Origin of the sequence: Methylopila capsulata (assembly GCF_016907975.1) — a bacterium.
Taxonomy (GTDB): domain Bacteria; phylum Pseudomonadota; class Alphaproteobacteria; order Rhizobiales; family Methylopilaceae; genus Methylopila; species Methylopila capsulata.
In genome coordinates this window covers 254,733-280,424 of sequence record NZ_JAFBCY010000005.1, presented here as the reverse complement: position 1 = coordinate 280,424, position 25,692 = coordinate 254,733, and the positions used below count along the sequence as shown (strand labels likewise).

The following is a 25,692-nucleotide window of genomic DNA, read 5'->3' as shown; positions in this document are numbered from 1 at the left end:
CCCCGCAACCAAAACAACCAAACAGCCCCGCCCAAAAAGCGGGGCTGTCGTCGTTCAAAACTCAGAAATAACCAAAACAAACCACGACCCCGCGCCGTGTTTGGTCTTCGCCGCTGTCGACCGGTCCGCGTCGAACACGGCGTCGCGACGATCGACGCCCTTAGGGGGTAAGGAAGCCGTGGCCGCGTCGCGGACGGTGGCGGACCCGTCGGTTTCACCATCAGCGAGACGGTCGCGTGCGGACCCGCCTTCGAGATCGGCCCGCGGGAATGGGGGCCGCCATCGGGAGTTGGCTGGACGTCGCGCCTGCAATCGCGATCGCGCCAGCGGGCCGATATCATCGGGCCGACCGCGTCCAGCACGTAGCCCTTCTCGTCGGCGCGCGGAGCGCGGGGCGCTCAACTTCGGTCCCCGGCGGCGGCTCTTATCCATCCGCACCGCTCCGCCCGCGGGTCTCTGGATCCGTCGCCATTCGCCGCCACAGCAGCTGAGACAGGTCGCGCGCTCAGGCTTCCGGGCCCGTCGGATCACGCGCGAGCCGCGATGTCCGGGGGCGATCCTCCTCTGCCGGGAAACGGCGACTCCGGGTCCAAGGGCGTCCGGTCCAAGGCGGCGGCGTGATCTCCGCCAACGCCTCGCCAGCGGCCAGGGCTTCGGCCCCGTCCGGTGACGATCGCCGCGGGGCCCGCGCGGGCCTGTTCGCTTGATCGTTCCGCCGCAGGAATGTCGCAATCAGAGCAGTTCCAGTCGCGGCGTCGTAAGCGGCTCGGTTCGCCCTCCCTACCATCACAGGCAAGACGAAGCCGGCCGCCCGCGCGGCTCGCCGAGGCCGCAAAGGTCGAAAGCGAGGTCGCGGCCCGTCGCGCCGTCGTTGCCGAGGAATGGAAAGGCGCTGAAGCGCCGGCGCTTCAGCGCCGGTCCGGAACCAGAGGGAGACGGGACGTGACGACGCAGGAAGCGACCAGGCCCCTTGGGCTCGATCCAGCCGTGTTCTGGCCGGCCCTCGCCATCGGCGGCGGCTTCGTTCTCTGGGGAACCATCGCCCCCGACAGTCTCTCGGCCGCCGCCAAATGGACGCTCGCGGGGATCATCCGGTCGTTCGGGTGGAGTTTCGTCCTCTCCACCGCGTTCTTCCTCGTGTTCTCGGCGTTCCTGGCTATTAGCCGGCTCGGCGACATCAGGCTGGGGCGGGACGACGAGGAACCGGAGTTCTCGACGATCTCGTGGGTCTGCATGATGTTCAGCGTGGGCATGGGCATCGGCCTGATGTTCTGGGGCGCCGCGGAGCCGATCTCGCATTTCGGCGCTCCGCCGCACGGCCTGGCGGAGCCGAAAACCAAGGCCGCCGCCCTGGTCGCGATGCAGTACTCCTACTTTCACTGGGCGCTGCACCCGTGGGCGATCTATGCCGTCGTCGGCCTTGCGCTCGCCTACTTCAGCTATCGGCGCGGGCTGCCGGTGCTGGTGTCGAGCGCGTTCCAGCCTCTGCTCGGGGACGCCATCCACGGCCCGGCCGGCAAGGCCATCGACGTGCTCGCGATCGTCGCGACGCTGTTCGGCACGGCGACCTCGCTCGGTCTCGGCGCGCAGCAGATCAACAGCGGGCTGAACTTCCTGTGGGGCACGGGGGAGGCGACCTGGATCCCGCTCGCGATCATCGCGACGCTCACGCTGGCGTTCATCCTCTCCGCGGTCTCCGGCGTCAGCCGGGGCGTTCAGTTTCTCAGCAAGATGAACATGGTAGCCGCGGTCCTCCTGCTGGCGTTTCTGGCGCTGTGCGGGCCGACCGTCTTCATCTTCAACACCTTCATCGAGTCGATCGGCGAGTACATCGGGAACATCGTCGCGATGTCGTTCCGCACCGCGGCGTTCAGCGACGGCAAATGGCTGTCGAGCTGGACGATCTTCTACTGGGCGTGGTGGGTCTCATGGGCGCCGTTCGTCGGCGTCTTCATCGCCCGGATCTCGCGCGGCCGCACGATCCGGGAGTTCGTGGTCGGCGTGCTGCTGATCCCGAGCGCGGTGACCTTCGTGTGGTTCACGGTCATGGGCGGCGCGGCGCTGCATTCGGAGCTCTTCGGCCCGGGCGGGCTGGTCGCCGCGGTCAACGCCAAGGGCGAGGCCGTGTCGCTGTTCGTCCTGCTCGAGCAGTTCCCGTGGTCATGGCTCACCTCGATGGTCGCCATGTTCCTCGTCGCGGTCTTCTTCGTGTCCGGCGCCGACGCCGCGTCGGTCGTCATGGGCATGCTGTCGTCCCACGGCGCGCTCCATCCCCGCGCCGGCGTCGTGGTGCTGTGGGGCGCGCTGGCCGGCGCTTCGGCCTGCGTGCTGCTCGTGATGGGAGGGCTGCAGGGGCTGCAGACCGCGTCGATTCTCGCCGCGGCGCCGTTTCTCCTGGTGATGGTCGGGATGTGCCTTTCGCTGTGGCGCGGCCTGAACGACGACCTTTCCGGCGCCGTGGAGCCGTCGCCGCGCGGCGAGCCCCAGCGGCCGGCCGTGCTGGAGCCGGCGGAGGGGTGAACTCTTCGCCGTCGGCGCGGGGCCCTTCGCCTCCGCCCGGCCGCTAAACCTCCACCCGCCACACGAAGCTGCGCTCTTCGCCGGGCGCGAGCAGCACCACGCCGGGCTTGTCCACGAAGTCGCCGTCCCAGCCGACGGGGCTCGCCATGCCGCGCCAGGGTTCGATGCAGAGGAACGGCGCGCCGCCCGGCTTGGACCAGACGCCGAGATCGTCGTAGCCGTCCCAGGACACGGTCAGCGCGCGAAGCTCCGCGCCGTCGGGCCCGAGCGCGGCGTAGCGCGCCGAGCTGCTGCGGGCGGCGGGCAGCACCACCGCGTCGGCCGCGAACAGCTCCTCGCTCAGGCGCATCACCCGGCCCTCGATCGGCGCCGGCCCCTCGGCCCCCAGCAGCCCGCCTTCGATCAGGAGACGCGGCCCGGTTTCTTCGGCGTCGAAGACGATGACATGGTCGGACTTCGCGACGCCGTCGACCAGCGGCCAGCGGAAGCCGGGATGCGCCCCGAGGCAGAAGGGCAGGGGCGCGTCGCCGGGGTTCGCGACCGTCGCGGCCACGCTCAGGACGGCGTCCTCCGCCGCATAGGCCAAGGTCAGGCGGAAGGGGAAGGGATAGATCGCGCGGGTGGCGGGGCTGTCGGACAGGCTCAGGGTTGCCCGGCTGGCGCTGCGTTCCTCCCAGACGAAGGCCGCGTCGCGGGCGAAGCCGTGCTGGGTCATGCGGTAGACCGCGCCGTCGTGGCGCAGCGCGTCGCCGGCGAGCTTGCCGACGATCGGGAACAGCACGGGCGCGTGGCGCGGCCACTCCGGCCCCGCCTGCCAGAGCAGTTCGTCGCCGCCGGCGTCCTTCAGGCTGACGAGTTCGGCGCCCTTCGCCGTGATCGTCGCGGAGACGCGGGACGACCCTATGCCGTGGCTGTCGCTCAAGCAGGTGCTCCTTGGGAGGGGATCGGCGTCGAAGGGATCACGCGGGACCGACGCGCCCGCGCTCGCGCAGGCGCCGGGCCGCTTCCTGCAGCACGGCCGCGCCCTCGACCCAGATTTCGTCGTCGGCGTTCTGCGCGGCGTAGACCTCGACGGTCAGCGCGTCGGCGAGTTCCGCGTCCGACATGGCGCGGGCGCGCAGGGTCTGCGCGTCCTCGCCCTTCTGCACGAGGCGTCGCAGCGGCGACACGAGATAGCGGCCGATGCCGCGGAGTCCGCGGCTGGACCGGTCGTCGGGCGCTTCGTCGAAAGAGGCCGTCACCTGAGGTCGGATCCCGTGGGCCGCGCCAGCCGGCGCGCGAGAAGAATGTTCCCGCCATCCTAGCGCGGCCGGCGAAAAGGTCACGCCTCCTCGCGCAGGCCGCCGATCCAGGTGGCGCGGACGCGCAGCCCGGCATCGAGCGCGACGAGATCGGCGCGGTAGCCGGGGGCGATCCGGCCCAGGCGGTCGCCGAGGCCGAGCCACATGGCCGGCGTGCGCGACGCCATGATCAGCGCGTCGGCCAGAGGCAGCCCGAGCGCGTCGACCGCGTTGCGCACCGCCGTCGCCATGTCGAGGTCGGCGCCGGCCAGCGTGCCGTCCTCGGTGGTCAGCCGCCCGCCCGCGCGCAGGATGCGGCGCCCCTGCAGCCGGAACTCGGTCATCTCGGTTCCGATCGTGGACATGGCGTCGGTGACGAGCATGACGCGGTCGCGGCTCTTGGCGGCGATCGCCGTCCTCAGCGCCTCGGGCGCGACATGGTGCAGGTCGGCGATCAGCCCGCAGAAGGTGTCGCGCTCGGACAGCGCCGCGCCGACCGGCCCCGGCGCGCGTCCCTGCAGCGGCGGCATGGCGTTAAAGAGGTGGGTGTAGCCGCTGAGGCCGGCGTGGTGCGCCTCCGCGAGATCGGCCGCCGTCGCCTCGGTGTGGCCGGCCGCGACGCGTACGCCGGCGGCCGCGAGCCGCCGGATCGCGAGCGTCGGCACGCGCTCCGGCGCGAGCGTCACCACGGTCACGCCGCCGGTCGCATGCGAGAGCACGGCGATGTCGTGGTCGTCGGGCGCGCGCATCACGGCGGCGTCGTGCACGCCCTTGCGCAGCGGATTGAGGAACGGCCCCTCCACATGGAGGCCGAGCACGCCCGGCGTTCCCGCCGCGATCGCCTCGGTCGCGGCGCGGACCGCCGCCGCCATGACGGCGGGGCCGTCGGTGATCAGCGTCGGCAGCAGGCCGGTCGTGCCGAAGCGCCGGTGCGCGCGCGCGATCGTCGCCATGGTCTCGGCCGTCGGGGCGTCGTTCAGCAGCAGCCCGCCGCCGCCGTTGACCTGCACGTCGATAAAGCCCGGCGCCAGCAGGCCCTCGACCGTCTCGACCGCGACGTCCGACGGCACGGAGTCGACGCGCGCGAGGCCCAGGATGCGGCCGTCCTCCACCAGCGCGGCGACGCCCTCGTGGAAGCCTTCGCCGTCGAACAGCCGGTCGGGCAGTAAGGCGCGCCGGGTCATGCCGGCGCCCGCGCGGCGTCGCGGGCGAGCGCGATCGCGCCCTCCGCGGCGTCGCCCAGCGGCGCGACGAGGAGCGCCGCCGCGGCGTCGGGGAGACGGGGCGCGTGGACGGCCGCAAGCCCGCCCACGAGCGTGACGCGCTCCGCGCCGCACGCGGCCAGCCGCAGGATGAGCTTCGCCACGTGAGCCGCCGCCTCGTCCAGCAGGGCGGCGGCGGCCGGGTCCGTCGCGGCGTGGGCGACGGCCAGCGGCGCGAGGGCGCCGAAGTCGGCCGGCGTCGCCGCCGACACCCACTCGACCGCCGCGTCCTGGCTCCCGCCGACGGCCGCGAGCACGGCGTCGGCAAGGGGGCCGCGCGGCTCCAGTCCGTCGGCGGCGCGCAGCGCGTGGCGCAGGACCTCGCGGCCGAGCGGCGCGCCGCCGCCCTCGTCGCCGATCTCGAAGCCCCAGCCGCCGAAACGGTGCTCGCGGCCGTCGACGCGGGCGTAGGCGGCGCTGCCCGTGCCCACGATGACGAGCCCGCCGTCGCCGCCGCCGTGCGCGCCGAGGCAGGCGGTCGCGAAATCGGTCGCGATGGTCCGGCTCGCGAAGGGGTGCGGCTCGGCGAGCACGGCCGCCAGCGCCTGCGTCTGCGACACGCCCGCGAGGCCGAGGCCCGCGTGCAGGCGGCCGAGCGCGTCGCGTCCGAGCCCGCCCGCGGCGAGCGCCGCTTCCGCCGCCGCGACCGCGGCGTCGATCGCCGCCCGCGCGCCGCGCCGCACGTTCGCGGGCCCGGAGAGGCCTTCGCCGACGAGGAGGCCGGCGGCGTCCCGCACCCGCGCGCGGCAGCGGGTGCCGCCGCCGTCGACGCCGAGGAACAGGGGCCCGCCCTCAAACCCGCTCATGCCGCCGCAGCTCCTATGGTGAATCGGCAGGGAACCAGACGCCCGCCGCCGCGTTTCGGACACACATGGGGCGGCGCCTGAGGGGGCGCGCGCTCCGGGGGATTCTGAGCCATGATCGACCCGACCATCGCACGCTTCGAGCGCCGCCGCCGCTTCGCCGAATACGGCGGCTCCATCGCGATGCTCGCGTCATGGGGCGTCGGGATGTGGCTCGTGGTCAACCTCGTCGACATCGCCACGCTGCTGACGCGCTGAGTCACCACAGCGCCAGGATCCGCCGCGCCGCGCCGGCGGCGAGCACGACCACGATCAGCGCATAGGCCGCGATCCAGAGGCGGCGCTCCCAGCGCCCTTCCTGACGTCCTCCCTGGGGACCGGGCGCGGCGCTCATGGCTTCCACAGCCAGGCCGCGCCGCGGACGCCGGAGGAATCGCCGTGCGCGGCGGGCCGGATCGGGGTGGAGAAGCCGTCCGAAAACACCCTGGAGGCGATGACGGCGGGCAGGCCCTCGTAGAGTTCCGAGACGTTCGACATGCCGCCGCCGAGCACGATCACGTCGGGGTCGAGCAGGTTGACCACCGTCGCGAGCGCCCGGCCGAGCCGGTCGACGTAGACCGATAGCGATCCGGCCGCGTCCGCGTCGCCGCCGCGGGCGGCCGCGACCACGGCCTCCGCACTCATGGCGACGCCGGTCGTCAGCGCGTGGGCGCGGGCGAATCCGGAGCCCGACACGAAGGTCTCGACGCAGCCGCGCTGGCCGCACCAGCACAGCGGGCCGGGGGCCTCTTCGGTCCCGCTCGCCCAGGGCAGGGGGTTGTGGCCGAACTCGCCGGCGATCGCCTGGCGGCCGGCCCAGGGTCGTCCGCCGATCGCGACGCCTGCGCCGCAGCCGGTGCCGACGACCACGGCGAAGGCCACCGCCGCGCCCGCGGCGGCGCCGTCGGTCGCCTCCGACACCGCGAGGCAGTTGGCGTCGTTCTGCAGCCGCACCGGGCGGCCGAGCGCGGTTTCCAAGTCCTGCTTCAGCGGGCGACCGTTCAGCCAGGTCGAGTTGGCGTTGCGCAGCAGCCCGGTCGCGGGCGACAGCGAGCCCGGCATGCCCACGCCGACGGAACCGGTCGCGCCGAGGGCGCTCTCGAAGCGGGCCACGAGCCCGGCGACGGTCCGGACGCAAGCTCCGTAGTCGTCCCGGGGCGTCGGCGCGCGCTCGCGAAGCAGCGTCGCGCCGCTTTCGTCGAGCGCGATCGCCTCGATCTTGGTGCCGCCCCAGTCGATTCCGATCAGCATGTGCGGGTCAGGCCGCCCGGTCGAGGCGCGCGAGCGTGGCGCGGATGGTGTTGGCGAGCGTGCGGGAGGCGACGCCCGCGTCCGGCCGCACCACGAGCCCGATCTCGGCGGCGGGCATGGCCGGCAGGCCTTCCGCCGCGCCCAGCCGCCGCCAGCCCGCGGGCACGGAGCTTTCGGCGACGCAGGCGAGCGCGAAGCCGGTCGAAACCGCCGACAGCACGCCCTGCAGGCTCGACGAGGCATAGGCGATGCGCCACGGGCGGCCGGAGGTCTCCAGCGCGCCCAGCACCACGCCGCGAAAGCGGCAACCCTCGCTGAACACCGCGAGCGGCAGCGGATCGACCAGCTCCGGGCGATGGTCCGGCGGCGCGCACCAGACCAGCGGCTCGTAGCGCAGCAGCTCGCCGGTCGGCCGCTCGGGATCGCGCGTGATGACCGCGACGTCGATCGCGCCCTGCGCCAGGTCGCGTTCCAGCCGATGGCTGATCTCGCAGCGCACGTCGAGCTGCACCTTGGGGTGGGTCGTCATGAACCGCCGCAGCAGCAGCGCGCCGAACGGCTCGACGTAGTCGTCCGGGATGCCGAGCCGCACCCGGCCGCCGAGGCTTTCGCCGCCCAGCGCCAGCCGCGCCTCGTCCTCGATCTGCAGAAGCCGCCGGGCGTAGCCGAGCAGCTCCGTCCCGGCCGGCGTCGCGACGGCGCCGCTGCGCCCGCGCTCGATCAGCCGATGGCCGAGCTCCGCCTCCAGCGCCGCGATCTTGGCGCTGACGGCCGACTGCGTGCGGCCGAGCCGCCCCGCGGCGGCGGTGAAGCCGCCCATGTCCACGACCGCCGCCAGCGTCGCCAGAGCGTCGAGGTCGAGGTGGCGGGTCATGGACGTGTCTCGTGCGGCGAACGTGGAGCCGAGGGCGACCATAGCGGCGGATCGACAGTCATGCGAGCGGCGCATCCCGGCGCCAAACTTGACGTGACGACGCTTGGGCGCGATGCAGCATGCGCCGAAAGTCACCTACGCCCCCGCGAGGAGATGCTCATGTCCTTCACGCTCGCCAAGACCGAACGCCTCGCGGCGATCCTGGCCCAGGCCCCGGTCATCCCGGTGCTCACCTTCGATGACGCGGCGAGCGGCGTCGCCACCGCGAAGGCGCTCCGGGACGGCGGCCTGCCCGTTCTCGAGGTGACGCTGCGCACCCCGAAGTCGCTTGAAGCCCTGCAGGCCATCGTCTCCGAAGTCGAGGGCGTGACCATCGGCGCGGGCACGGTGCTCGAGACCGAGCACGTCCAGGCCGCGATCCAGGCGGGCGCGGAGTTCCTCGTCAGCCCGGGCGTCAGCTCCCGGCTGATCGCCGCCGGCAGCGAGGCGCCGGTGCCGTTCCTGCCCGGCGTCGCCACCGCCTCCGAGGCGATGCAGCTCGCCGAGCGCGGCGCGAACTTCGCCAAGTTCTTCCCCGCCGGCCCCGCCGGCGGCCCGGCCTATCTGAAGGCGCTGCTCGCCCCGCTGCCGAACCTGCACTTCGTGCCGACCGGCGGCGTCGACCTCGCCAACGCGCCGAGCTACCTCGCGCTCAAGAACGTCGTCAGCGTCGGCGGCTCCTGGGTCGCGCCCGCGGATCTGATCGCCCGCGGCGACTGGGCCGGCATCACGGCGCTCGCGCGCGAAGCCTCGAAGCTCAAGGCGCGCTGACGGCCGAGTCCGGACGGCCGCTTGCGGCCGGGGCCTCGCGACCCTACCTCCGAACGGCATCATGACGCCGATCGGAGACCTGCCGTGCTCGACGCCAAATCCATTCTCGACCAGTTTCTCGGCTCCGGCGGCGGTGCGAACCGCGGCATGGGCGACCTCCTCAAGCGCATGGGCGGCCCGGCGGCTCCCGGCGGAAAGGGCTCGGCCGGCGGCTCCGGCGATCTGATGAAGCAGGTCGAGGGCCTCGCCAAGGGCAACCTCGGCGGCATCGCCGGCGGCGCGATCGCCGGCACGCTGGCCTCGGTGCTGCTGGGCGGCAAGGGCTCCAAGAAGGGGCCCGCGCTCGGCGGCAGCGCCATGAAGCTCGGCGGCCTCGCGATCCTCGGCGGCCTCGCCTACAAGGCGTGGCAGAACTACCAGGCGAAGCAGGCGCCCGCGCCGGGCGCGCCCTACCCCTATCCCCAGGCGCCGGGCCACCAGACCCAGCCGCAGTCGGCGCCCATCGAGGTGCTGCCGCCGCCGAGCGAGACCCCGTTCAGTCCCTCCACCTCGGCCGACGAGCAGAAGCTCGGGCTGCTGCTGATCCGCGCGATGATCGCGGCCGCCCGCGCCGATGGCAGGATCGACCGCGAGGAGATCGGGAAGATCAAGGAGGCGCTGAAAGCGGCGGGCGCGGAGGCGAACGAGGAGGAGTTCCTGCTGGAGCACCTCGGCCAGGCCGACGATCTCGACGCCATCGCCGCGGAGGCCAACGGGCCGGAGCTGGGCTCCGAGATCTGGCTTGCGGCGCGCCTGACGATCGATCCCGACACGCCGGCGGAGCAGTACTTCCTGCAGGCGCTGGCCGCCAAGCTGAAGCTCGACGAGGCGCACGTCGCCCATCTCGAGGCGACCGCGGCCCAGGCCAAGGCGAGCGGCGTCACGACCGGCTGACTTAACCGCGCCGCCGGATGACGATAACGTTCTCTTGAACGGTCTATCGGCAGACGAGCCGGCCTAAGGGAACCAAGAGGCCGCGCCGTTTGTTCTGCCTTCAAGAGTTATACGGAGGCACGGATGCTGAAGAACATTCTCAAGGCGCTGTTCGTGGGTTGGATCACCAAGAAGATCGCGCAGCGCGGCGCGCGGCGGCGCCCGGATTACCGCTACTGATCGGTCGCCTTGCGGTCGAGAATTGGGCCCGGAGCGTCGCTTCGGGCCCTTTTTCGTTGCGGCGCTGCGCTCGATCAATGCGGAACCAAGCGTCGGCGCGCAGAGTTGCCTCCCACACTCATCAGCCCTTGCGAGGAACGACCATGTCCGAGACCCCCGTTACGCCGAAGCTCCGCGAGCGCGCCCGCAAGCTCTGGATCGACGCCGGCTCGCCCGAGGGCCGCGAGGACGAGTATCTGGAGCGCGCCAAGGAATTGGCCGGCATGGAGTCGAGCCCCGGCGCCGGTCTCGAGCCGAACCCGCTTGCGGACGGCGTCGTGACCCCGGCCGAACGCGGGAGCCCGGTCGAGGAGGCCTCGTTGCAGGACAATCTCGGTGAGTTCCCGGGGCTTCAGACCGACCAGGGCGGCGGCACGCACGCGCCGCGCCGCGGGGAATAACCCCGGTTCAGATCTCGATACCTGAACCTTAAGACCCGGCGGGCTGGGCGTTCCAGCCCGCGGAGCGGCGCCGGTCAGGGGACGTACTGAACGATCGTCGTTCCGCCGCTGATGTAACAGGAACTGCCGCCGAATGTCCGCAGATCAGGCAGCACCAGCACGTGGAAGCTCTGCACGCCGGCCGCCGGGACGTTGAACAGCTTCGACAGCGTGACCGGCGTCCGCGCGGTGTGCGGATTGGTCGGGGGCGGCACGCTCGGATTGTTGCTGATCAGATCCGATTTCTCGCCTACCGAGGCCGTTCCAGCTGCGTTCGGCACAAAGGCCGTGGCGTCGTTCTTGAGCGCCAGGTTGACGTAGTACTCGTAGATCGCGCGCGAGACCCCGCCGCCGAACAGCACGCGCGGGTTGGCGTAGCAGGTCACGGTCCCCTGCCAGGACACAAGGGCCTTCCCCGCGCCCGGAAACCGCACGCGGTAGGCCGGGAGGTTTTTGGGCTCGAAGTCGCCGGGCGAAAGCGTGATGCAGGTGTAGCCGTCGGCCTGGGTCCCGCAGGGCGAGTCCTGCTTGATGAACGCGACCTGCGCCTGAGCTGGCGCGCAAGCCAACCCCGCTGCGAACATGACTGCTGCGACAACCGCTTTCATCGATCCGATCCTCCGATGGGGCGCCCCTGGAAGATTGGACCGTACCACACTAGATCCAATAAAGGCTTCGCCGTTCGGCGGAGCGCGTTCCAAGCGGTCGATCAGGCTAGCCCGCGCCAGCTTCAGCCCGGCTTCCGCTCGCTGAGGAAAGCGTGCATCCGCTCCAGCGCGCGGGAAATGTTCGCGGCTGAGTTGGCGTAGGAGAGGCGGATGTAGCCCTCGCCGTGCACGCCGAAGTCCGGTCCGCCGATGACGGCGACGCCGGCGTCTTCCAGTAACGCCGAGGCGAGCGGCTTGGCCTTCCAGCCGGTGCGACTGACGTTCGGAAACGCGTAGAACGCGCCCTTGGGCGTGATGGCGCTGACGCCCGGCAGCGCGTTCAGGCCCTCGGTCACCAGCGCGCGGCGCTTGTCGAACTCGGCGCGCATGTGGTCGACGGCGTCCTGCGGGCCGTCGAGCGCCGCGATCCCGGCGTACTGGGTGGAGGCGTTGACGCAGGACCAGGCGTTGACCGCGAGCTTGCGAACGTCGTCGTAGAGCGCCTTCGGCCAGATCGACCAGCCGAGGCGCCAGCCGGTCATGGCGTAGGTCTTGGACCAGCCGTTCAGCACGATCAGCCGGTCGCGGATCGAGGGGTAGGCGAGCAGGGTGCGGTGCTCGAGCCCGTCGAAGATCAGCTGGTCGTAGATCTCGTCCGACATCAGCGCCACGTGCGGATGGGCCTCGAGGCCCGTCACCAGCTTGTCGATCTCCGCGGCCGGCGTCACGCCGCCGGTCGGGTTCGCCGGCGAGTTGATGATGATCAGCCGGGTCTGCGGCGTGATCAGCGCCAGCAGCTCGTCGGCTGAGAAGGCGAAGCCGTTCTCCTCGCGCGCCGGAACCGGGATCGGCGTCGCGCCGGTGTGCTCGATCATGGAGCGGTAGATCGGGAAGCCGGGGTCCGGGTAGAGGATCTCCGCGCCCGGCTCTCCGAACAGGCGGATGGCGGCGTACATCGTCACCTTGCCGCCCGGCACGATCATCACGAGGTCCGGATCGACGGCGACGCCGAAGCGCCGGTCGAGGTCGCGGGCGACGGCTTCGCGCAGCGGCAGGATGCCGACCGACGGCGTGTAGCCGTGGTGGCCGTCGCGCAGCGCCTTGACCGCGGCCTCCACCACATGCGGCGGCGTCGGGAAGTCCGGCTGGCCGATTCCGAGATTGACGATGTCGCGTCCCTGGGCCGCGAGGGCGGTGGCGCGGGCGAGCACGGCGAAGGCGTTTTCCTCGCCGATGCGGTCGAAGGCCGCGACGGTGGTGAGGGCGTTCATACGCATCACTGAAATGCTCGCTTGCATGGCGAGAGGCGGAACGATCGTTCGCCGCTCTGGGTTGTATTTGCAACAAGCGCGTGACGCGCCGCGGACGCGCTTCAAAGCGTCCTTACGACGACAATTCAAGGAGATTCATCATGGCCAATCGCCTCGACGGGCGTCGCATCGCCGTGCTCGCCACCGACGGCTTCGAGCAGGTCGAGCTGACCGAGCCGGTGAAGGCCCTCAAGGAGGCCGGCGCCGTGGTCACGGTCGTCAGCCCGAAGTCCGGCGAAATCCAGGGTTTCGTGCACGACAAGCCGGGCCAGAAGGTCAAGGTCGACCAGGAGCTCGCCTCCGCGGACGCAGGGTCGTTCGACGGTCTGCTGATCCCCGGCGGCCTGTTCAACCCCGACGCGCTTCGCGTCGACGACAGGGCCCTGAGCTTCACCCGCAGCTTCTTCGAAGCCGGCAAGCCAGTGGCCTCGATCTGCCACGGCCCGCAGGTGCTGATCAGCGCGGGCCTGGTGAAGGGCCGCAAGATGACCGGCTTCAAGTCGATCCAGCAGGATCTCAAGAACGCCGGCGCGATCGTCTCGGACGAAGAAGTCGTGACCGATCAAGGTCTCGTGACATCGCGCAACCCGAACGACATTCCGGCGTTCAACGCCAAGATCATCGAAGAATTCGCCGAAGGTCGGCACGACGGTCAGCGCCGCTCCGCGGCCTGATCGCCAGAGACAACGACCGACCAGCGCGACCACCAACTCTCGCAAGGAGACTTAACATGACCAAGATTGCTCACGGCCTGTTCGCTGGCCTCATCGCCGCCTCGTTCGCCGTCGCTCCCGCCGCCATGGCGCAGAGCCCCAACAGCGCCGAGTCGACCAGCGGCCAGACGTATCTCAACGACCAGTCTCAGGCCGACCAGACCCGTATGGATCCCGGCGCGCCGACCGGCGCCGCGGAAGCCGCACCGGGCGGCAGCACCACCGGCACGCAGTCGACCAACGGCCGCACCTATCTTCAGGACCAGAAAGCGGCCGACGAGACTCGTCAGGACAGGGGCGCGCCGAGCGACCAGACCCGCTCGAAGGACGGCAAGCCGCTCGGGCCGACGAACACCCGCGGTTGACCTCAGGTTACCCAATAAGCCGCGCGCGTTAACCCGCGTGTCGCCTCATGTTAACGCCCGTTCCCGCGAGGGAGCGGGCGTTTTCGTTAGGACCCGGGCGGGCTGAGACTTGTTTTCAGAAACCGAACTTTTGTTCGATTGCCCTTGATCCGCCGCAGTCGCCGGAGCATTCTCCGCCCACTTTGAAGCCATTCGAAACGCGATGCGGCGCGGAAGACGTCGCGCGCGTGGTGTGAGGGAGCGCGAGATGTCCAGCAACGGCAAGGGCGGAAACGGACACGGCAACATCGACGGCCATGCCGAAAGCGGCGATGACGTCCATCTGCTGAAGCCCGGCCAGAAGCGGAAGCTCCGCTCGCAGCTGTGGTTCGATAACCCCGCAAACCCCGGGATGACAGCGCTTTACCTCGAGCGCTACCTCAATTTCGGCCTGACCCGCGAGGAGCTGCAGTCCGGCAAGCCGATCATCGGCATCGCCCAGACCGGCTCGGATCTGAGCCCCTGCAACCGCCACCACATCGAACTCGCCAAGCGCACCCGCGAGGGCATCAACGCCGCCGGCGGCGTCGCCTTCGAGTTCCCGGTGCATCCGATCCAGGAGACGGGAAAGCGCCCGACCGCAGCCCTCGACCGCAACCTCGCCTACCTCGGTCTGGTCGAGACGCTCTACGGCTATTTCCTTGACGGCGTGGTCCTGACGACCGGCTGCGACAAGACCACGCCGGCCTGCATCATGGCGGCGGCGACGGTGAACATCCCGGCGATCGTGCTGTCGGGCGGACCCATGCTCAACGGCTGGTTCAACGGCGAGCGGACCGGCTCCGGCACCATCGTCTGGCACGCCCGCCAGCTGATGGCCGAGGGCAAACTCGACTACGACGGCTTCATCGAGCTGGTCGCCTCGTCGGCGCCCTCGGTCGGCCACTGCAACACCATGGGCACGGCCTCGACCATGAACGCGCTGGCCGAGTCGCTCGGCATGACGCTGCCCGGCTGCGCCGCCATCCCCGCGCCCTACCGCGAGCGCGGCCAGATCGCCTACGAGACCGGCAAGCGCATCGTCGACATGGTGTGGGAGGACCTGAAGCCCTCCGACATCCTGACCCGCGAGGCGTTCGAGAACACGATCGTGGTCAACTCCGCGATCGGCGGCTCCACCAACGCTCCGATCCACGTCAACGCCATCGCCCGCCACATCGGCGTGGAGCTCGACGTGCAGGACTGGGAGACCTACGGCCACAAGGTGCCGCTGCTGGTGAACTGCCAGCCGGCCGGCAAGTATCTAGGCGAGGAGTTCCACCGCGCCGGCGGCGTGCCCGCGGTGGTCGCGGCGCTGATGGAGAAGGGCCTGATCCACGAGAACGCGATCACGGTCAACGGCCGGTCGATCGGCGACAACTGCCGCGGCAAGCTGACGCTCGACGCCGACGTGATCATGCCGTTCGACGCGCCGCTGAAGGCCGAGGCCGGCTTCCTGGTGCTGCGCGGCAACCTGTTCGACAACGCCATCATGAAGACCTCGGTGATCTCCGAGGAGTTCCGGCTGCGCTACCTCTCCGACCCTAAGAACCCGAACGCCTTCGAAGGCCGGGCGATCGTGTTCGAGGGACCGGAGGACTACCACCACCGCATCGAGGACCCGTCGCTCGGGATCGATGAGAACTGCATGCTGTTCATCCGCGGCACCGGGCCGATCGGCTACCCCGGCGGGGCCGAGGTGGTGAACATGCAACCGCCGGCCGAGCTCATCAAACGGGGCGTCCACGCGCTGCCCTGCATCGGCGACGGCCGCCAATCCGGCACCTCCGGGTCTCCCTCGATCCTGAACGCCTCGCCGGAAGCGGCGGCCGGCGGCGGGCTGTCGATCCTGCAGACCGGCGACCGGGTGCGGATCGACCTCGGGAAAGGCGAGGCCAACATCCTCCTGCCCGTCGAGGAGCTGAACCGTCGTCGCGCCGAGCTTGCGGCCAAGGGCGGCTTCCCGATTCCGCAGCACCAGACGCCCTGGCAGGAGATCCAGCGCAGCATGGTCGACCAGTTCGACAACGGCATGGTGCTGAAGCCGGCGGTGAAGTACCAACGCGTCGCCCAGTCCATGGGCGTGCCGCGCGACAACCACTGAAGCGTGTGGGGGCGCGGACAGCACCCCTCTTCGCGCGAAGGTCGCCCGTCATGCCGCAAGCCGAACAGCCCGTCGGTCCCGCCGTTTCCTATGCGGAGCCGGCGCTGCGCCCCACGGCGACCACGCTCGAAGGCCGGTTCGTTCGCCTCACCCCGCCGAACCCGAGCGCGGACGCGGCCGACCTGTTCCCGGTGGTCTCGGGCCCCGAGAACGCGCGGCTCTGGACCTATCTGTTCAATGGACCCTTCGCCTCGGAAAACGCGCTCGCGGCGGAGCTCGCCAAGACCGCGGGCCTCGTCGACCCGGTGTTTCTCGCGATCCGGGACGCCGCGACGGGCAGGGCGATCGGCCGCGCCTCCTACATGCGCATCGAGCCGACCCACCGCGTGATCGAGGTGGGATCGATCCTGTTCTCGCCGTTTCTGCAGCGCACGCCTGCGGCCACGGAAGCCATGTACCTGATGGCGCGCCACGCCTTCGACGACCTCGGCTACCGGCGCTACGAGTGGAAGTGCGACGCCCTGAACGCGCCCTCCCGCGCGGCGGCGCTCCGGTTCGGCTTCCGCTTCGAGGGCGTTTTTCTCAAGCACATGATCGTCAAGAGCCGGAGTCGCGACACCGCCTGGTTCGCGATCACGGACGACGAGTGGCCGCGCGCGAAGGCGGCTTTCGAACGCTGGCTGGAGCCGGCCAATTTCGACGCGGACGGCCGGCAGAAGCGTCGGCTTGAAGACGTCCGCGCGGAGCTTTGAGAAGGAGGCGACGGTGGCTGACAGGCTGAAGGGCAAGCGCGCGCTGGTGACGGCGGCGGGGCAGGGCATCGGACGCGCCATCACCGAGGCGTTCCTGGCCGAGGGCGCGGAGGTGGTCGCGACCGATCTCGACGCCGCCAAGCTCGCCGATCTCGCAGGCGCCGTGACGTCCGCGCTCGACGTGCGCGACGGCGCGGCGGTCGAGGCGCTGGTGGCTTCGCACGGGCCGTTCGACGTGCTCGCCAACGCCGCGGGCGTCGTCCACGCCGGCTCGATCCTCGACTGCACGGACGCCGACTGGGATCTCGCCTTCGACGTCAACGTGCGCTCCATGCACCGGACCATCCGCGCCGTGCTGCCCGGCATGCTGGCGCGCGGCCGGGGCTCGATCGTGAACGTCGCGTCGGTGGCAGGCGTCGCGAAGGCGGTGCCCAACCGCTACGTCTACAACGCCAGCAAGGCGGCGGTGGTCGGCCTCACAAAGGGCGTCGCCGCGGACTTCGTGCGCTCCGGCGTCCGCGCCAACGCCATTTGCCCCGGCACCGTCCAGTCGCCCTCGCTCGAGCAGCGCATGACCGAGCAGGCGGCGGCGTCGGGGGCGCCGCTTGCCGAGGTCAAGCAGGCCTTCGTCGACCGGCAGCCCATGGGCCGCCTCGGCGAGCCCCGCGAAGTCGCCGCACTCGCGGTCTATCTCGCCAGCGACGAGTCGAGCTTCGTCACCGGCCACCTTCACTTCGTCGACGGCGGCTTCGCCATCTAGGCGGCCCGCGAAAGAGTCAGGACAGACACGATGCATATCCTCGTCATCGGCGCGGCCGGCATGGTCGGCCGCAAGCTCACCGAAAAGCTCGTCGCCAACGGCGCTCTCGCCGGCCGGACGATCGAGCGCCTCGACCTCGTCGACGTGGTCGCGCCCAAGGCCCCCGACGGCGCGGCGTTCCCGGTCAACGTCTCGGCGGCCGATCTTTCCGAGCCGGCGACCGCGTCGCTGCTGGTGGCCGACAAGCCCGACGTGATCTTCCATCTCGCGGCGATCGTCTCCGGCGAGGCCGAAGCCGACTTCGACAAGGGCTGGCGCATCAACATGGACGGCACCCGCTATCTGCTGGAGGCCATCCGCCACGCCAATTACGTCCCCCGTCTGGTCTTCACCTCGTCGATCGCCGTCTTCGGCGCGCCGTTCCCCGAGTACATTCCGGACGATTTCCATCTGACGCCGCTGACCTCCTACGGCGCGCAGAAGGCCTGCTGCGAGCTCATGCTCGCCGACTACACCCGCAAGGGCTTCGTGGACGGCGTCGGCCTGCGCTTCCCCACCATCGTCGTGCGGCCGGGCGCGCCCAACAAGGCGGCGTCGGGCTTCTTCTCCGGCATCATCCGCGAGCCGCTGTCGGGCATCGAGGCGATCCTCCCCGTCGGGGACGACGTGCGGCACTGGCTGGCGAGCCCGCGCGCCGCAGTGCAGTTCCTGATCCACGCCGCCGAGATCGACGGCGCCGCGGTCGGTCCGCGCCGCAACATCACGCTGCCAGGCGTGGAAGTGACGGTCGGCCAGATGATCGAGGGCCTGAAGGCGGTCGCTGGCGACGCGGTCGCCTCGCGCATCAGGCGCGAGCCCGACGCGACCGTGCTGAAGATCGTCTCCGGCTGGCCGGAGGCCTTCGAGGCGAAGCGCGCCGCCGAACTCGGCTTCAAGGCCGACGCCAGCTTCGAGGCGATCGTCCGCGCCCACATCGAGGACGAGCTCGGCGGATCCTTCGTGGCGTAAACCGCTCCGCTCGGGGGCGCGGGCCGGTTCCGCGACAGCGAGGCCGTGCCCCCTCCAGCGGCGACCGTCGGATCCGCCGCGCCGATCGACAGCGCGCCGTCGGCGTCACGCCGGACCTAAACGCTAAGTAATCCTGACTATTCCGAAAGAGCGGGCCGATGGCGGCTACCAATTTCGATTGACAAAGACAGCCCACGGAGCTTCCCTTTCTCCAATGGCCTTTGTTTGGATATCCATCTGGCTGATCAATATCCCCCGAATTGTTGCGTGAATTGCTGAGATGCGGAGTCGCCGTGGGTCGTCATGGCCGGCTCTGTACGTCGACGTGCTTCTGATCGACGCGTCGGCTCGACTTAGTGTCTTTCAACCAACGACTCTTCATACCGGGGAAACGCCATGAACCTTCAGAAGACGAGGCGCGCGTTCGCGTGCGCGATAGCTGTGGCTGGCTTTGCGGCCATCGCAGGTGCGGACGCGGCGCGCGCCGAAGACTGCCCGACCACTCATGCGGCGCTGAAGTCGGCGCTTATGCGCGCGGACGACGCGGACTCGACGGGCTTGAACAATCATTTCTGGGCAGTTGTCGTGAACCGGAGCGGAGCGGTCTGCGCGGTGGCCTATTCGGGATCGACCGTTGGATCCCAGTGGCTGCTCAGCCGGCAGATCGCAGCCGCCAAGGCGTTTACGGCGAACGGCCTCAGCCTTGATGGGGCGCCGATCTCGACGGCGATGCTCTACCCTTGGGTTCAGGGCAGCCCAAGCGGCGGCAATCCCCTCTTCGGTCTCGCGGCGGGCAATCCGCTCGACGGTTCCGCGGTGTTCGACGGCGACTATTCCAAGTTCGGCACCCCAGAGGATCCGTTGATCGGCAAACGCGTCGGCGGCACGATCACCTTCGGCGGCGGCCTCGGCCTCTACAGCGGAACCAAGGCCGTTGGAGGCCTGGGACTGTCGGGCGACACCGCCTGCGCGGACCATTCGACGGCGTTCCGGGCCCGGAACAGGCTTTCGGCCGCGCCGTCCGAGGGCAACGACCGGCTGACGTTCAACGACCTCAGCGGCCACCCGCACTGTCCGAACGACAAGTTCTCCGCAGGCGTGAACGTGCCCGCCTCCTGAAATCGACCGTAGACCTGGACCGCGCGACGAGGCCCGTCTCGTCGCGCGGCGCCGGCTGGGACACATCCGCGACCATCGGCGGCTTGGCCGTCGCGGCCTGCGCCGCTAGCATCCGCCTCGTTCGGTGCCCGCGCGAGCGGGAGAATCGGAAACGCGGTGCGAACCCGCGGCGTGCCCGACGCTGTGAGGGGGACCGGGACGGCATGACGCCACTGGCCGACGAGGCCGGGAAGGCGCCGCGCCCGGGACGATCCCGAGCCAGAAGACCGGCCGGACGCCAGAGCCATGACCGCGCGGACGGCGGGAGGGGCGTTGCATTCGCTGAAGAGGAGCGAAAGCGATGTCGCTTGCCGTGACGTCCCCGCCACCCCCGCCGCAGGGCTACCAAATCTCCGACCTGGCGCCGGCGGGCGCGTTTTCCGACGCTGAGCGGGCCGCCGTCTACCGCGCCATCGAGACCCGCCGCGACGTGCGGAACGAGTTTTCGGCGCGCCCGGTGCCGGACGACGTCCTACGGCGCATCCTGGCCGCGGCCCACGCCGCGCCCTCGGTCGGGCTGATGCAGCCGTGGAACTTCATCCTCGTCCGCGATCCGCGGACGCGCGGCCGCGTCCACGAGGCGTTCACGCTGCGCAACGCGGAGGCCGCCGACCGGTTCGAGGGCGCGCGGGGCGATCATTACCGCAGCCTGAAGCTCGAAGGCATCCTGACCGCGCCGCTCAACATCTGCGTCACCTGCGACCGGGACCGCGGCGGGCCGCAGGTCCTAGGCCGCACGCACCAGCGCGACACCGACCTCTACAGCGCGGTCTGCGCCGTGCAGAACCTGTGGCTCGCGGCGCGGGCGGAGGGGATCGGGGTCGGCTGGGTCAGCATCTTCGACCCGGAGGACCTTAAGCCTCTGCTCGGCGTGCCGGAGCGCGCCGTGGTCGTCGCCTATCTCTGCGTGGGCTACGTCGACGAACTCTTCGTCCGGCCCGAGCTCGAGGCGCGGCATTGGGCGCGACGGTCGCCGCTCGACGACGTGGTGTTCGAGGAGCGCTGGGGCGAGAGGCCTGCTCAGGCCGAGTGAGGCGCCGTCCTTAGGGTTTCGCCTGCGCCTTGGCGCAGCCGGCGACGCCTTCGAGCGCTTCGCTTGATCCTGTCGACGCGAAGGACGTCGAGACGCCCTCGATCGCGACCGACACGGTCTTGGCGGTCCGAAGCGCGCCCAGGAGCTTGGCCAGGGCGGCGGGGTCGGCGCCCTGGCCGAGCGTCAGTTCTCCCTCCGACGCGGTCATGGGCAAGGCGACCGACAGCCCGTCCGCGGCGAACTGCGCCTCGATCTTCTGGCGCGTCGCCGCCTGTCCCTTGATCGAGGCCAGCACCACGCGCGCCGAAGCTCCCTTTTGAACATGGGGGCCGCCGCCCTCGCCGCAGGAGAATGAGAGCACGTCGCCGCCCTTGGTGGAGACCGCCGCCCAGAACGCGCCCATCTGGTAGCCGGAGCTCCAGACGTCGGGGGCCTCCTGCGCCGTGGCGGCGCTCGGGCCGAACGCGAGAATGGAGAGCGCGACGGCGGGCGAGAGGCGGGCTGAGATCATGGCTCGGGTCTCCTGCGGCGCGAGTGGGCCGCAGAAGTCATCGCCCGATCACGCCGTCGGGATCAACCCCGGACCGAGGCGACGCCCGGGGCCTGCGCCCCGCTCAGTGCTCCTGCTGCGTCATCTTGTCGACGAAGGCGATGCCGATGGCCGAGAGGATGAAGATCGAATGGATGATGGTCTGCCACATCACGCCTTCGGAGGTGAGCCCGCCGGGCACTCCGATCTTGCCGGCCTCGATGAAGGTGCGCAGCAGATGGATCGACGAGATGCCGATGATCGCCATGGCGAGCTTCACCTTCAGCACGCCGGCGTTGACGTGGCTCAGCCATTCCGGCTGGTCGGGGTGGCCGGCGAGGCCGAGGCGGGACACGAAGGTCTCGTAGCCGCCGACGATCACCATCACGAGCAGGTTCGAGATCATCACGACGTCGATCAGGCCGAGCACGGTCAGCATGATCTGCTGTTCGGTGAAGGAGGTGGCGTGGCTCACGAGGTGCCACAGCTCCTTCAGGAATTGGAACACGTAGACGCACTGCGCGAGGATCAGGCCGAGATAGAGCGGCAACTGGAGCCAGCGCGAGCTGAAGATGACGAGAGGCAACGGACGCAGGCGGCCTGCGGACAGGGGCTTTTCAGCGGACAAAGTCGGGTTCCGGAGTTGATGACGATCGGCGATGCGCCGAAGGCCCCGGATAGCATGCGCCGCAAGCGGTCCGGATGACCGCTCGAAGACGTGAAGCGCGGCGGTTCGCCGCCTCCCGACGACCGATCGACCCCGCGGGCATAGCCGGGCGCTCGCCTATTCGTGATCTCCGCCCTCTTGAACCGGCGCCGGGCGATGGCGTCACGGTGAGCGTGACATTCGGGAGGACGAAGATGATCGGCCAAAGCCGTCGAACGCTGCTCGCCGCCATGGGCGCGGCCCCGCTGAGCCTGGCCCTGGGCGGCGCGCCGCTGCGGGCGCAGACCGTCGACGAGGCCGCTCTCGCCAAGCCCGGACCGCTTCCCGAACAGGCGTTCGGACCGGCCGACGCCAAGGTCAAGGTGATCGAATACGCGTCGATCACCTGCCATCACTGCCTGAACTTTCACCTCAACACCTGGCCGCAGATCAAGGCGAAGTACGTCGATCCCGGCAAGATCCGCTTCGTCATGCGGGAGTTCCCAACGAACGCGCTCGCGGCCGGCGGCTTCATGCTGGCGCGCTGCGCGCCGGAGGATCGCTGGTACTCGACGATCGACCTGCTCTACCGCAGCTCCGAAACCTGGGCGCACGCGCCCGATCCGGTCGCGGAGCTCAAGCGGGTCATGAAGCAGGTCGGCATGACCAACGAGGCCTTCGAGGCTTGTCTCTCCAACCAGAAGCTGCTCGACGACGTCAATACGGTGGCCCGTGGCGGCGCGGTCGCGGGCGTGACCGGCACCCCGACGTTCTTCTTCAGCGGCGGGCGGAAGGAGCAGGGAGCCCTGACCCTCGAGCGCTTCAGCGCGATCGTCGACCCGATGCTGGCCTGACGACGGCGGCGGCGGACGTCAGCGCTTCCGCGCTCAGGGCGCGCGGAAGTGCTTCGACAGCTTCAGGCCCTGGCCCTGGTAGTTCGAGGTCGCGAGTTCGCCGTAGAGCGTCCGCGGCCGTTCCAGCATGCGCTCGTAGACGAGGCGGCCGACGTTCTGGCCGTGCTCCAGGATGAACGGCACCTCGTGGCTCCGCACCTCGAGCACGGCGCGCGCGCCGGCGCCGCGGCCCTCGACGTGGCCGAAGCCGGGGTCGAAGAAGCCGGCGTAGTGCACGCGGAACTCGCCGACGAGCGGGTCGAACGGCGTCATCTCAGCCGCGTGGTCCGGCGGCACCTGCACCGCCTCGCGCGAGGCCAGGATGTAGAACTGGCCGGGATCGAGCACGAGGCCGGACCGGCCGGCGCGGATCGGCTCCCAGAACTCCGAGACGTCCTGCATGGCGCGGGCGTCGACGTCGACCACGCCGGTGTGGCGCTTGCCCCGCCAGCCGATGATCGCGTCGTCCGCGCCGAGCAGGTCGACGGTGACCGCGACGCCGCCGTGGACGTCCGGCGCGTCGGTGTCGATCAGCCGGCTGGTCGCCTGCAGCGCGGCCAGCGCGGCGTCGTCGAGGCGGGCCTCGCCCTGGCGGAGCCGGAGCTGCGACAGGCGGGAGCCGGTCCGCACCAGCACGGGGAAGGTACGCGGGCTGATCTCGGCGAACAGCGGGCCGCGGTAGCCGGCGGGCACGGCGTCGAAGGCGCGCGCGCCGTCGGCGATCACGCGGGTGAAGACGTCGAGGCGGCCGGTCGAGCTCTTGGGGTTGGTCGCGCCGGCGACGTCCGCGGGCAGCGCGAGGCTCTCCATCAGCGGGGCGATGTAGACGCAGCCGGTCTCGAGCACGGCGCCCTGGCGGAGGTCGATGGTGTGCAGCCGGAACTCGTCGAGCCGCTCCGCCACCGTGCGGCCCGCGCCGGGAAGGAAGCTCGCCCGCACGCGGTGGACGACAGGCCCGAGCCGAAGGTCGAGGCTCGCGGGCTGGATCTGGTCGTCGGCGGGCGGCGCGTCGAGAACGAGACCGCCGTCGGCGATCAGCCGCTCGATCGCCTGGCTCGGCAGAATTCCCCCGCGGCGCTCATCCCTCAGTTCCACGTCGCGGACCCTTCGCTGTCTCGCCGGCGGCCGGCATATCGGACCCGTGTACGCGAACGTTGACGCTGGCGCACCTGCGCAGTACGACCGACGCCATTCTTCGTGGCTCCTTGGGCCGGCCGGCTTGCCGCCACGTTAAAACAACCCGCTAAAAGGCCGGATTGCGCGCTCGAGCCCCGTTCGGGGCGTCACGTCGCGACCCGGCCCGTTCGCTGAAGGTCGCACCGCCATGAGCCGTCCGCCGCTTCCCCTCGACCGCGCCGTAAAGCCGGCCACGCGCCTGATCCACGAGGGCGAGGCCCGCTCGGGCTACGGCGAGATGTCCGAGGCGCTCTACCTCACCTCCGGCTTCGCTTACGACACGATGGAGGCGGCGGAGGCGCGGTTCGACGGGCGGGACCCCGGCTTCATCTACTCCCGCTTCTCCAACCCCACCGTCGCCACCTTCGAGAAACGCATGATCGCGCTCGAAGGCGCCGAGGCCGGGCGCGCCACCGCGAGCGGCATGGCCGCGGTCACCGCCGCGATGCTGTGCCAGCTCAACGCCGGCGACCACGTGGTGGCGGCGAAGGCGCTGTTCGGCTCCTGCCGTTACGTCGTCGAGGACCTCTGCCCGCGCTTCGGCATTTCGGCGACGCTGGTCGACGGGGCGGACCTCGCGCAGTGGCGCGCCGCCATCCGGCCGCAGACCAAAGTGCTGTTCCTCGAGAGCCCGACCAACCCGACGCTGCAGGTCTACGACATCGCGGCCATCGCCACGATCGCGCACGAGGCCGGCGCCCGGCTGGTGGTCGACAACGTGTTCGCGACGCCGATCCTGCAGCAGCCTCTGAAGCTCGGCGCGGACGTCGTGGTCTACTCCGCCACCAAGCACATCGACGGCCAGGGCCGGGTGCTCGGCGGCGTCGTGCTCGGCTCCGAAAAGTTCGTGATGGACCACCTGCACAACTTCCTGCGGCAAACCGGTCCCGCGATGTCGCCGTTCAACGCCTGGACGCTGGCGAAGGGGCTGGAGACGCTGGCGCTTCGGGTGGAGCGGGCGCAGGCGAGCGCCGGCGCGGTCGCAGATTTCCTCGCCGATCATCCCAAGGTGTCGAAGCTGACCTACTGCGGCCGGGCGGACCATCCGCAGGCGGATCTGGTGAAGGCGCAGATGGCGGGCGGCGGCACGCTGGTCGCCTTCGAGATCGACGCCGGCAAGGCGGGCGCTTTCCGCTTCGGAAACGCGCTGCAGGTCGTGAAGATCTCGAACAACCTCGGCGACGCCAAGTCGATCCTGACCCATCCCGCGACCACGACGCATCAGCGCCTCGCGCCGCCGGCCCGGGCCGAACTCGGCATCTCTGACGCCATGCTGCGGCTGTCGGTCGGGCTCGAGGACGTCTCCGACCTGCTGGAGGACATCGACGTCGCCCTCAAGGCGGTGTGACGCGGCGGCCGTCGGCCGGACGCAAAAAAGGCCGCTGGGGCCGAGCCCCAGGCGGCCTTTTGTTTGAACGTCGCTCGGCTCAGTGCGAGGGCATCATCGGCCGGCGATCGCGTCGACGGTCGTTGGCCGGCTGATAGGCGATGGTCGCGTGGTGCGGGCAGTAGGCGTGGCCGGGGGTCGAGCGGCCGCCGCAGAAGCGGAACTCGGCCTGGCTCGGATCGCCCAGCGGCCAGCGGCACATGTTTTCCTTGAGCTCCATGATCGTGACGCTTTCGCAGGCGAAAGGCGTCGTCTCGACGAGCTGCATCGCGACAGGCCGGGGCGCCGGAGCCGCGACATGGCGCGCCTCCATCACGGGGGCCGCCGCAAGCGCGGCGTTGCCGCGGGAGGCGTAGACCGCCTGCTGCTGCGGACGGGACGCGCCGCCGTTGCCCGACGACGCCGCCGGGCGCGTCGGCGAGGCGACGGGCTTGCGGATGCGGGCGACGGCGGTCGGGGCCGCCTTGGCGCGGCCGGACAGGCCGAGGCGATGGACCTTGCCGATGACGGCGTTACGGGTCACGCCGCCAAGTTCCGCCGCGATCTGGCTTGCGCTGAGGCCGTCGGCCCAAAGCTTCTTCAGAAGCTCGACCCGCTCGTCGGTCCACTGCATTGGATCCTCCAAAGCTCTTTGTCTCAGGCGGAATCCGGAAGCCTTCGCCGTTACGCGCTGATCGCGCGCGCGGGCGTCGCCGCCGTCATGTTCGCCTGGGATCTCGTCGC

The 25,692-nt window shown here is 70.6% G+C and carries 28 protein-coding genes and 2 riboswitches; of the genes, 15 read left to right on the top strand and 13 right to left on the bottom strand.

The window, feature by feature from the left end; translation table 11 throughout:
- Window positions 1–942 precede the first annotated feature (942 nt).
- Window positions 943–2,520 carry a BCCT family transporter gene (locus JOD31_RS19275; protein ID WP_204952049.1) on the top strand — a complete coding sequence of 526 codons (1,578 nt, stop codon included), beginning with the start codon at window positions 943–945 and terminating at the stop codon, window positions 2,518–2,520.
- Between the two features lie 43 nt (window positions 2,521–2,563).
- On the opposite strand, the gene JOD31_RS19270 is transcribed toward JOD31_RS19275, so the two are convergent.
- The 4 genes from JOD31_RS19270 to JOD31_RS19255 form a co-directional block, all read right to left on the bottom strand.
- On the bottom strand, window positions 2,564–3,442 hold the full coding sequence (locus JOD31_RS19270; protein ID WP_204952048.1) for an aldose 1-epimerase family protein: 879 nt from the start codon (window positions 3,440–3,442) through the stop codon (window positions 2,564–2,566).
- Between the two features lie 37 nt (window positions 3,443–3,479).
- The gene (locus JOD31_RS19265) at window positions 3,480–3,761 is read right to left on the bottom strand and encodes a hypothetical protein (RefSeq protein WP_204952047.1); all 282 of its coding nucleotides are present in this window, start codon (window positions 3,759–3,761) and stop codon (window positions 3,480–3,482) included.
- Window positions 3,762–3,841: 80 nt separating this feature from the next.
- Window positions 3,842–4,984, bottom strand: coding sequence for an N-acetylglucosamine-6-phosphate deacetylase (gene nagA / locus JOD31_RS19260; RefSeq protein WP_204952046.1), 1,143 nt, complete (start codon window positions 4,982–4,984; stop codon window positions 3,842–3,844).
- A complete protein-coding gene (locus JOD31_RS19255; RefSeq protein ID WP_204952045.1) occupies window positions 4,981–5,868 on the bottom strand; it encodes a glucosamine kinase nucleotide-binding domain-containing protein in 888 nt (295 codons plus the stop codon). The genes nagA and JOD31_RS19255 overlap by 4 nt, the downstream gene beginning before the upstream one ends.
- A 111-nt stretch (window positions 5,869–5,979) precedes the next feature.
- Between JOD31_RS19255 and JOD31_RS19250 the strand changes: the two genes are divergently transcribed.
- Window positions 5,980–6,123, top strand: a complete 144-nt coding sequence (locus JOD31_RS19250) for a hypothetical protein (RefSeq protein WP_020187066.1) — start codon at window positions 5,980–5,982, stop codon at window positions 6,121–6,123.
- A gap of 1 nt (window position 6,124) precedes the next feature.
- On the opposite strand, the gene JOD31_RS19690 is transcribed toward JOD31_RS19250, so the two are convergent.
- Genes JOD31_RS19690 through JOD31_RS19240 form a run of 3 tightly spaced genes read right to left on the bottom strand, consistent with a single transcriptional unit; the run spans window position 6,125 to window position 8,029 of the window.
- Window positions 6,125–6,259: a hypothetical protein gene (locus tag JOD31_RS19690; protein ID WP_271206202.1), complete on the bottom strand. Its 135-nt coding sequence runs from the start codon at window positions 6,257–6,259 to the stop codon at window positions 6,125–6,127.
- Window positions 6,256–7,155, bottom strand: a complete 900-nt coding sequence (locus JOD31_RS19245; RefSeq protein WP_204952044.1) for an ROK family protein — start codon at window positions 7,153–7,155, stop codon at window positions 6,256–6,258. Before JOD31_RS19245 ends, JOD31_RS19690 begins: the two co-directional genes overlap by 4 nt.
- A gap of 7 nt (window positions 7,156–7,162) precedes the next feature.
- Entirely contained in the window at window positions 7,163–8,029 is an 867-nt protein-coding gene (locus JOD31_RS19240; RefSeq protein WP_246482607.1) for a LysR substrate-binding domain-containing protein, read from the bottom strand.
- Between the two features lie 159 nt (window positions 8,030–8,188).
- Between JOD31_RS19240 and eda the strand changes: the two genes are divergently transcribed.
- From eda to JOD31_RS19225, 3 genes are all read left to right on the top strand, one after another.
- Complete coding sequence (gene eda / locus JOD31_RS19235; protein WP_204952042.1) at window positions 8,189–8,839, top strand: bifunctional 4-hydroxy-2-oxoglutarate aldolase/2-dehydro-3-deoxy-phosphogluconate aldolase; 651 nt, start codon at window positions 8,189–8,191, stop codon at window positions 8,837–8,839.
- Window positions 8,840–8,923: 84 nt separating this feature from the next.
- Window positions 8,924–9,772 (top strand): DUF533 domain-containing protein, encoded by an 849-nt coding sequence (locus tag JOD31_RS19230; protein ID WP_204952041.1) that lies wholly within the window; start codon window positions 8,924–8,926, stop codon window positions 9,770–9,772.
- Window positions 9,773–10,134: 362 nt separating this feature from the next.
- Entirely contained in the window at window positions 10,135–10,431 is a 297-nt protein-coding gene (locus JOD31_RS19225) for a DUF2934 domain-containing protein (RefSeq protein WP_204952040.1), read from the top strand.
- Window positions 10,432–10,505: 74 nt separating this feature from the next.
- On the opposite strand, the gene JOD31_RS19220 is transcribed toward JOD31_RS19225, so the two are convergent.
- Complete coding sequence (locus JOD31_RS19220; RefSeq protein WP_204952039.1) at window positions 10,506–11,078, bottom strand: hypothetical protein; 573 nt, start codon at window positions 11,076–11,078, stop codon at window positions 10,506–10,508.
- A 122-nt stretch (window positions 11,079–11,200) separates the two neighbouring features.
- Window positions 11,201–12,388, bottom strand: a complete 1,188-nt coding sequence (locus JOD31_RS19215) for a pyridoxal phosphate-dependent aminotransferase (protein WP_204952069.1) — start codon at window positions 12,386–12,388, stop codon at window positions 11,201–11,203.
- 140 nt (window positions 12,389–12,528) lie between these two features.
- Between JOD31_RS19215 and JOD31_RS19210 the strand changes: the two genes are divergently transcribed.
- The 8 genes from JOD31_RS19210 to bluB all read left to right on the top strand — a co-directional run bounded on the left by JOD31_RS19210 (window position 12,529) and on the right by bluB (window position 20,338).
- Window positions 12,529–13,101 carry a type 1 glutamine amidotransferase domain-containing protein gene (locus JOD31_RS19210; RefSeq protein ID WP_204952038.1) on the top strand — a complete coding sequence of 191 codons (573 nt, stop codon included), beginning with the start codon at window positions 12,529–12,531 and terminating at the stop codon, window positions 13,099–13,101.
- Window positions 13,102–13,157: 56 nt separating this feature from the next.
- Window positions 13,158–13,505: a hypothetical protein gene (locus tag JOD31_RS19205; RefSeq protein ID WP_204952037.1), complete on the top strand. Its 348-nt coding sequence runs from the start codon at window positions 13,158–13,160 to the stop codon at window positions 13,503–13,505.
- 247 nt (window positions 13,506–13,752) lie between these two features.
- Entirely contained in the window at window positions 13,753–15,627 is a 1,875-nt protein-coding gene (locus tag JOD31_RS19200; RefSeq protein WP_246482606.1) for an IlvD/Edd family dehydratase, read from the top strand.
- 50 nt (window positions 15,628–15,677) lie between these two features.
- Window positions 15,678–16,379 (top strand): GNAT family N-acetyltransferase, encoded by a 702-nt coding sequence (locus tag JOD31_RS19195; RefSeq protein ID WP_204952036.1) that lies wholly within the window; start codon window positions 15,678–15,680, stop codon window positions 16,377–16,379.
- Between the two features lie 13 nt (window positions 16,380–16,392).
- Window positions 16,393–17,139: an SDR family oxidoreductase gene (locus JOD31_RS19190; protein WP_204952035.1), complete on the top strand. Its 747-nt coding sequence runs from the start codon at window positions 16,393–16,395 to the stop codon at window positions 17,137–17,139.
- 30 nt (window positions 17,140–17,169) lie between these two features.
- A complete protein-coding gene (gene denD, locus JOD31_RS19185; RefSeq protein WP_204952034.1) occupies window positions 17,170–18,147 on the top strand; it encodes a D-erythronate dehydrogenase in 978 nt (325 codons plus the stop codon).
- A gap of 396 nt (window positions 18,148–18,543) precedes the next feature.
- A complete protein-coding gene (locus JOD31_RS19180) occupies window positions 18,544–19,266 on the top strand; it encodes a heme-binding protein (protein ID WP_204952033.1) in 723 nt (240 codons plus the stop codon).
- Between the two features lie 105 nt (window positions 19,267–19,371).
- Window positions 19,372–19,555: riboswitch (cobalamin riboswitch) on the top strand.
- A gap of 51 nt (window positions 19,556–19,606) precedes the next feature.
- A complete protein-coding gene (bluB, locus tag JOD31_RS19175; RefSeq protein WP_246482605.1) occupies window positions 19,607–20,338 on the top strand; it encodes a 5,6-dimethylbenzimidazole synthase in 732 nt (243 codons plus the stop codon).
- 10 nt (window positions 20,339–20,348) lie between these two features.
- Here bluB and JOD31_RS19170 read toward each other — a convergent pair whose 3' ends face one another.
- Both JOD31_RS19170 and JOD31_RS19165 read right to left on the bottom strand, forming a co-directional pair.
- Window positions 20,349–20,849: a hypothetical protein gene (locus JOD31_RS19170; RefSeq protein ID WP_204952032.1), complete on the bottom strand. Its 501-nt coding sequence runs from the start codon at window positions 20,847–20,849 to the stop codon at window positions 20,349–20,351.
- A 103-nt stretch (window positions 20,850–20,952) separates the two neighbouring features.
- Complete coding sequence (locus tag JOD31_RS19165; RefSeq protein WP_024816522.1) at window positions 20,953–21,495, bottom strand: TIGR00645 family protein; 543 nt, start codon at window positions 21,493–21,495, stop codon at window positions 20,953–20,955.
- A 233-nt stretch (window positions 21,496–21,728) separates the two neighbouring features.
- Between JOD31_RS19165 and JOD31_RS19160 the strand changes: the two genes are divergently transcribed.
- Window positions 21,729–22,367 carry a thioredoxin domain-containing protein gene (locus JOD31_RS19160; protein ID WP_204952031.1) on the top strand — a complete coding sequence of 213 codons (639 nt, stop codon included), beginning with the start codon at window positions 21,729–21,731 and terminating at the stop codon, window positions 22,365–22,367.
- A gap of 33 nt (window positions 22,368–22,400) precedes the next feature.
- On the opposite strand, the gene JOD31_RS19155 is transcribed toward JOD31_RS19160, so the two are convergent.
- On the bottom strand, window positions 22,401–23,501 hold the full coding sequence (locus JOD31_RS19155; protein ID WP_204952030.1) for a 2'-deoxycytidine 5'-triphosphate deaminase: 1,101 nt from the start codon (window positions 23,499–23,501) through the stop codon (window positions 22,401–22,403).
- A 92-nt stretch (window positions 23,502–23,593) separates the two neighbouring features.
- A riboswitch (SAM riboswitch) is annotated at window positions 23,594–23,673 on the top strand.
- Between the two features lie 57 nt (window positions 23,674–23,730).
- Here JOD31_RS19155 and JOD31_RS19150 point away from each other — a divergent pair.
- Window positions 23,731–24,930 carry an O-succinylhomoserine sulfhydrylase gene (locus tag JOD31_RS19150; protein ID WP_204952029.1) on the top strand — a complete coding sequence of 400 codons (1,200 nt, stop codon included), beginning with the start codon at window positions 23,731–23,733 and terminating at the stop codon, window positions 24,928–24,930.
- Between the two features lie 79 nt (window positions 24,931–25,009).
- On the opposite strand, the gene JOD31_RS19145 is transcribed toward JOD31_RS19150, so the two are convergent.
- Complete coding sequence (locus JOD31_RS19145) at window positions 25,010–25,582, bottom strand: GcrA family cell cycle regulator (RefSeq protein WP_204952028.1); 573 nt, start codon at window positions 25,580–25,582, stop codon at window positions 25,010–25,012.
- Window positions 25,583–25,692: the final 110 nt, after the last annotated feature.

Bases quoted from the DNA above. Each gene is read 5' to 3' on its own strand.
- JOD31_RS19225 (WP_204952040.1), top strand. From the start codon at position 10,135: ATGTCCGAGACCCCCGTTACGCCGAAGCTCCGCGAGCGCGCCCGCAAG.
- bluB (WP_246482605.1), top strand. From the start codon at position 19,607: ATGTCGCTTGCCGTGACGTCCCCGCCACCCCCGCCGCAGGGCTACCAA.
- denD (WP_204952034.1), top strand. From the start codon at position 17,170: ATGCATATCCTCGTCATCGGCGCGGCCGGCATGGTCGGCCGCAAGCTC.
- JOD31_RS19215 (WP_204952069.1), bottom strand. From the start codon at position 12,388: ATGAACGCCCTCACCACCGTCGCGGCCTTCGACCGCATCGGCGAGGAA.
- JOD31_RS19250 (WP_020187066.1), top strand. From the start codon at position 5,980: ATGATCGACCCGACCATCGCACGCTTCGAGCGCCGCCGCCGCTTCGCC.
- JOD31_RS19170 (WP_204952032.1), bottom strand. From the start codon at position 20,849: ATGATCTCAGCCCGCCTCTCGCCCGCCGTCGCGCTCTCCATTCTCGCG.
- JOD31_RS19180 (WP_204952033.1), top strand. From the start codon at position 18,544: ATGAACCTTCAGAAGACGAGGCGCGCGTTCGCGTGCGCGATAGCTGTG.
- eda (WP_204952042.1), top strand. From the start codon at position 8,189: ATGTCCTTCACGCTCGCCAAGACCGAACGCCTCGCGGCGATCCTGGCC.
- JOD31_RS19145 (WP_204952028.1), bottom strand. From the start codon at position 25,582: ATGCAGTGGACCGACGAGCGGGTCGAGCTTCTGAAGAAGCTTTGGGCC.
- nagA (WP_204952046.1), bottom strand. From the start codon at position 4,984: ATGACCCGGCGCGCCTTACTGCCCGACCGGCTGTTCGACGGCGAAGGC.
- JOD31_RS19200 (WP_246482606.1), top strand. From the start codon at position 13,753: ATGTCCAGCAACGGCAAGGGCGGAAACGGACACGGCAACATCGACGGC.
- JOD31_RS19160 (WP_204952031.1), top strand. From the start codon at position 21,729: ATGATCGGCCAAAGCCGTCGAACGCTGCTCGCCGCCATGGGCGCGGCC.
- JOD31_RS19255 (WP_204952045.1), bottom strand. From the start codon at position 5,868: ATGAGCGGGTTTGAGGGCGGGCCCCTGTTCCTCGGCGTCGACGGCGGC.
- JOD31_RS19690 (WP_271206202.1), bottom strand. From the start codon at position 6,259: ATGAGCGCCGCGCCCGGTCCCCAGGGAGGACGTCAGGAAGGGCGCTGG.
- JOD31_RS19195 (WP_204952036.1), top strand. From the start codon at position 15,678: ATGCCGCAAGCCGAACAGCCCGTCGGTCCCGCCGTTTCCTATGCGGAG.
- JOD31_RS19245 (WP_204952044.1), bottom strand. From the start codon at position 7,155: ATGCTGATCGGAATCGACTGGGGCGGCACCAAGATCGAGGCGATCGCG.
- JOD31_RS19240 (WP_246482607.1), bottom strand. From the start codon at position 8,029: ATGACCCGCCACCTCGACCTCGACGCTCTGGCGACGCTGGCGGCGGTC.
- JOD31_RS19210 (WP_204952038.1), top strand. From the start codon at position 12,529: ATGGCCAATCGCCTCGACGGGCGTCGCATCGCCGTGCTCGCCACCGAC.
- JOD31_RS19205 (WP_204952037.1), top strand. From the start codon at position 13,158: ATGACCAAGATTGCTCACGGCCTGTTCGCTGGCCTCATCGCCGCCTCG.
- JOD31_RS19150 (WP_204952029.1), top strand. From the start codon at position 23,731: ATGAGCCGTCCGCCGCTTCCCCTCGACCGCGCCGTAAAGCCGGCCACG.
- JOD31_RS19220 (WP_204952039.1), bottom strand. From the start codon at position 11,078: ATGAAAGCGGTTGTCGCAGCAGTCATGTTCGCAGCGGGGTTGGCTTGC.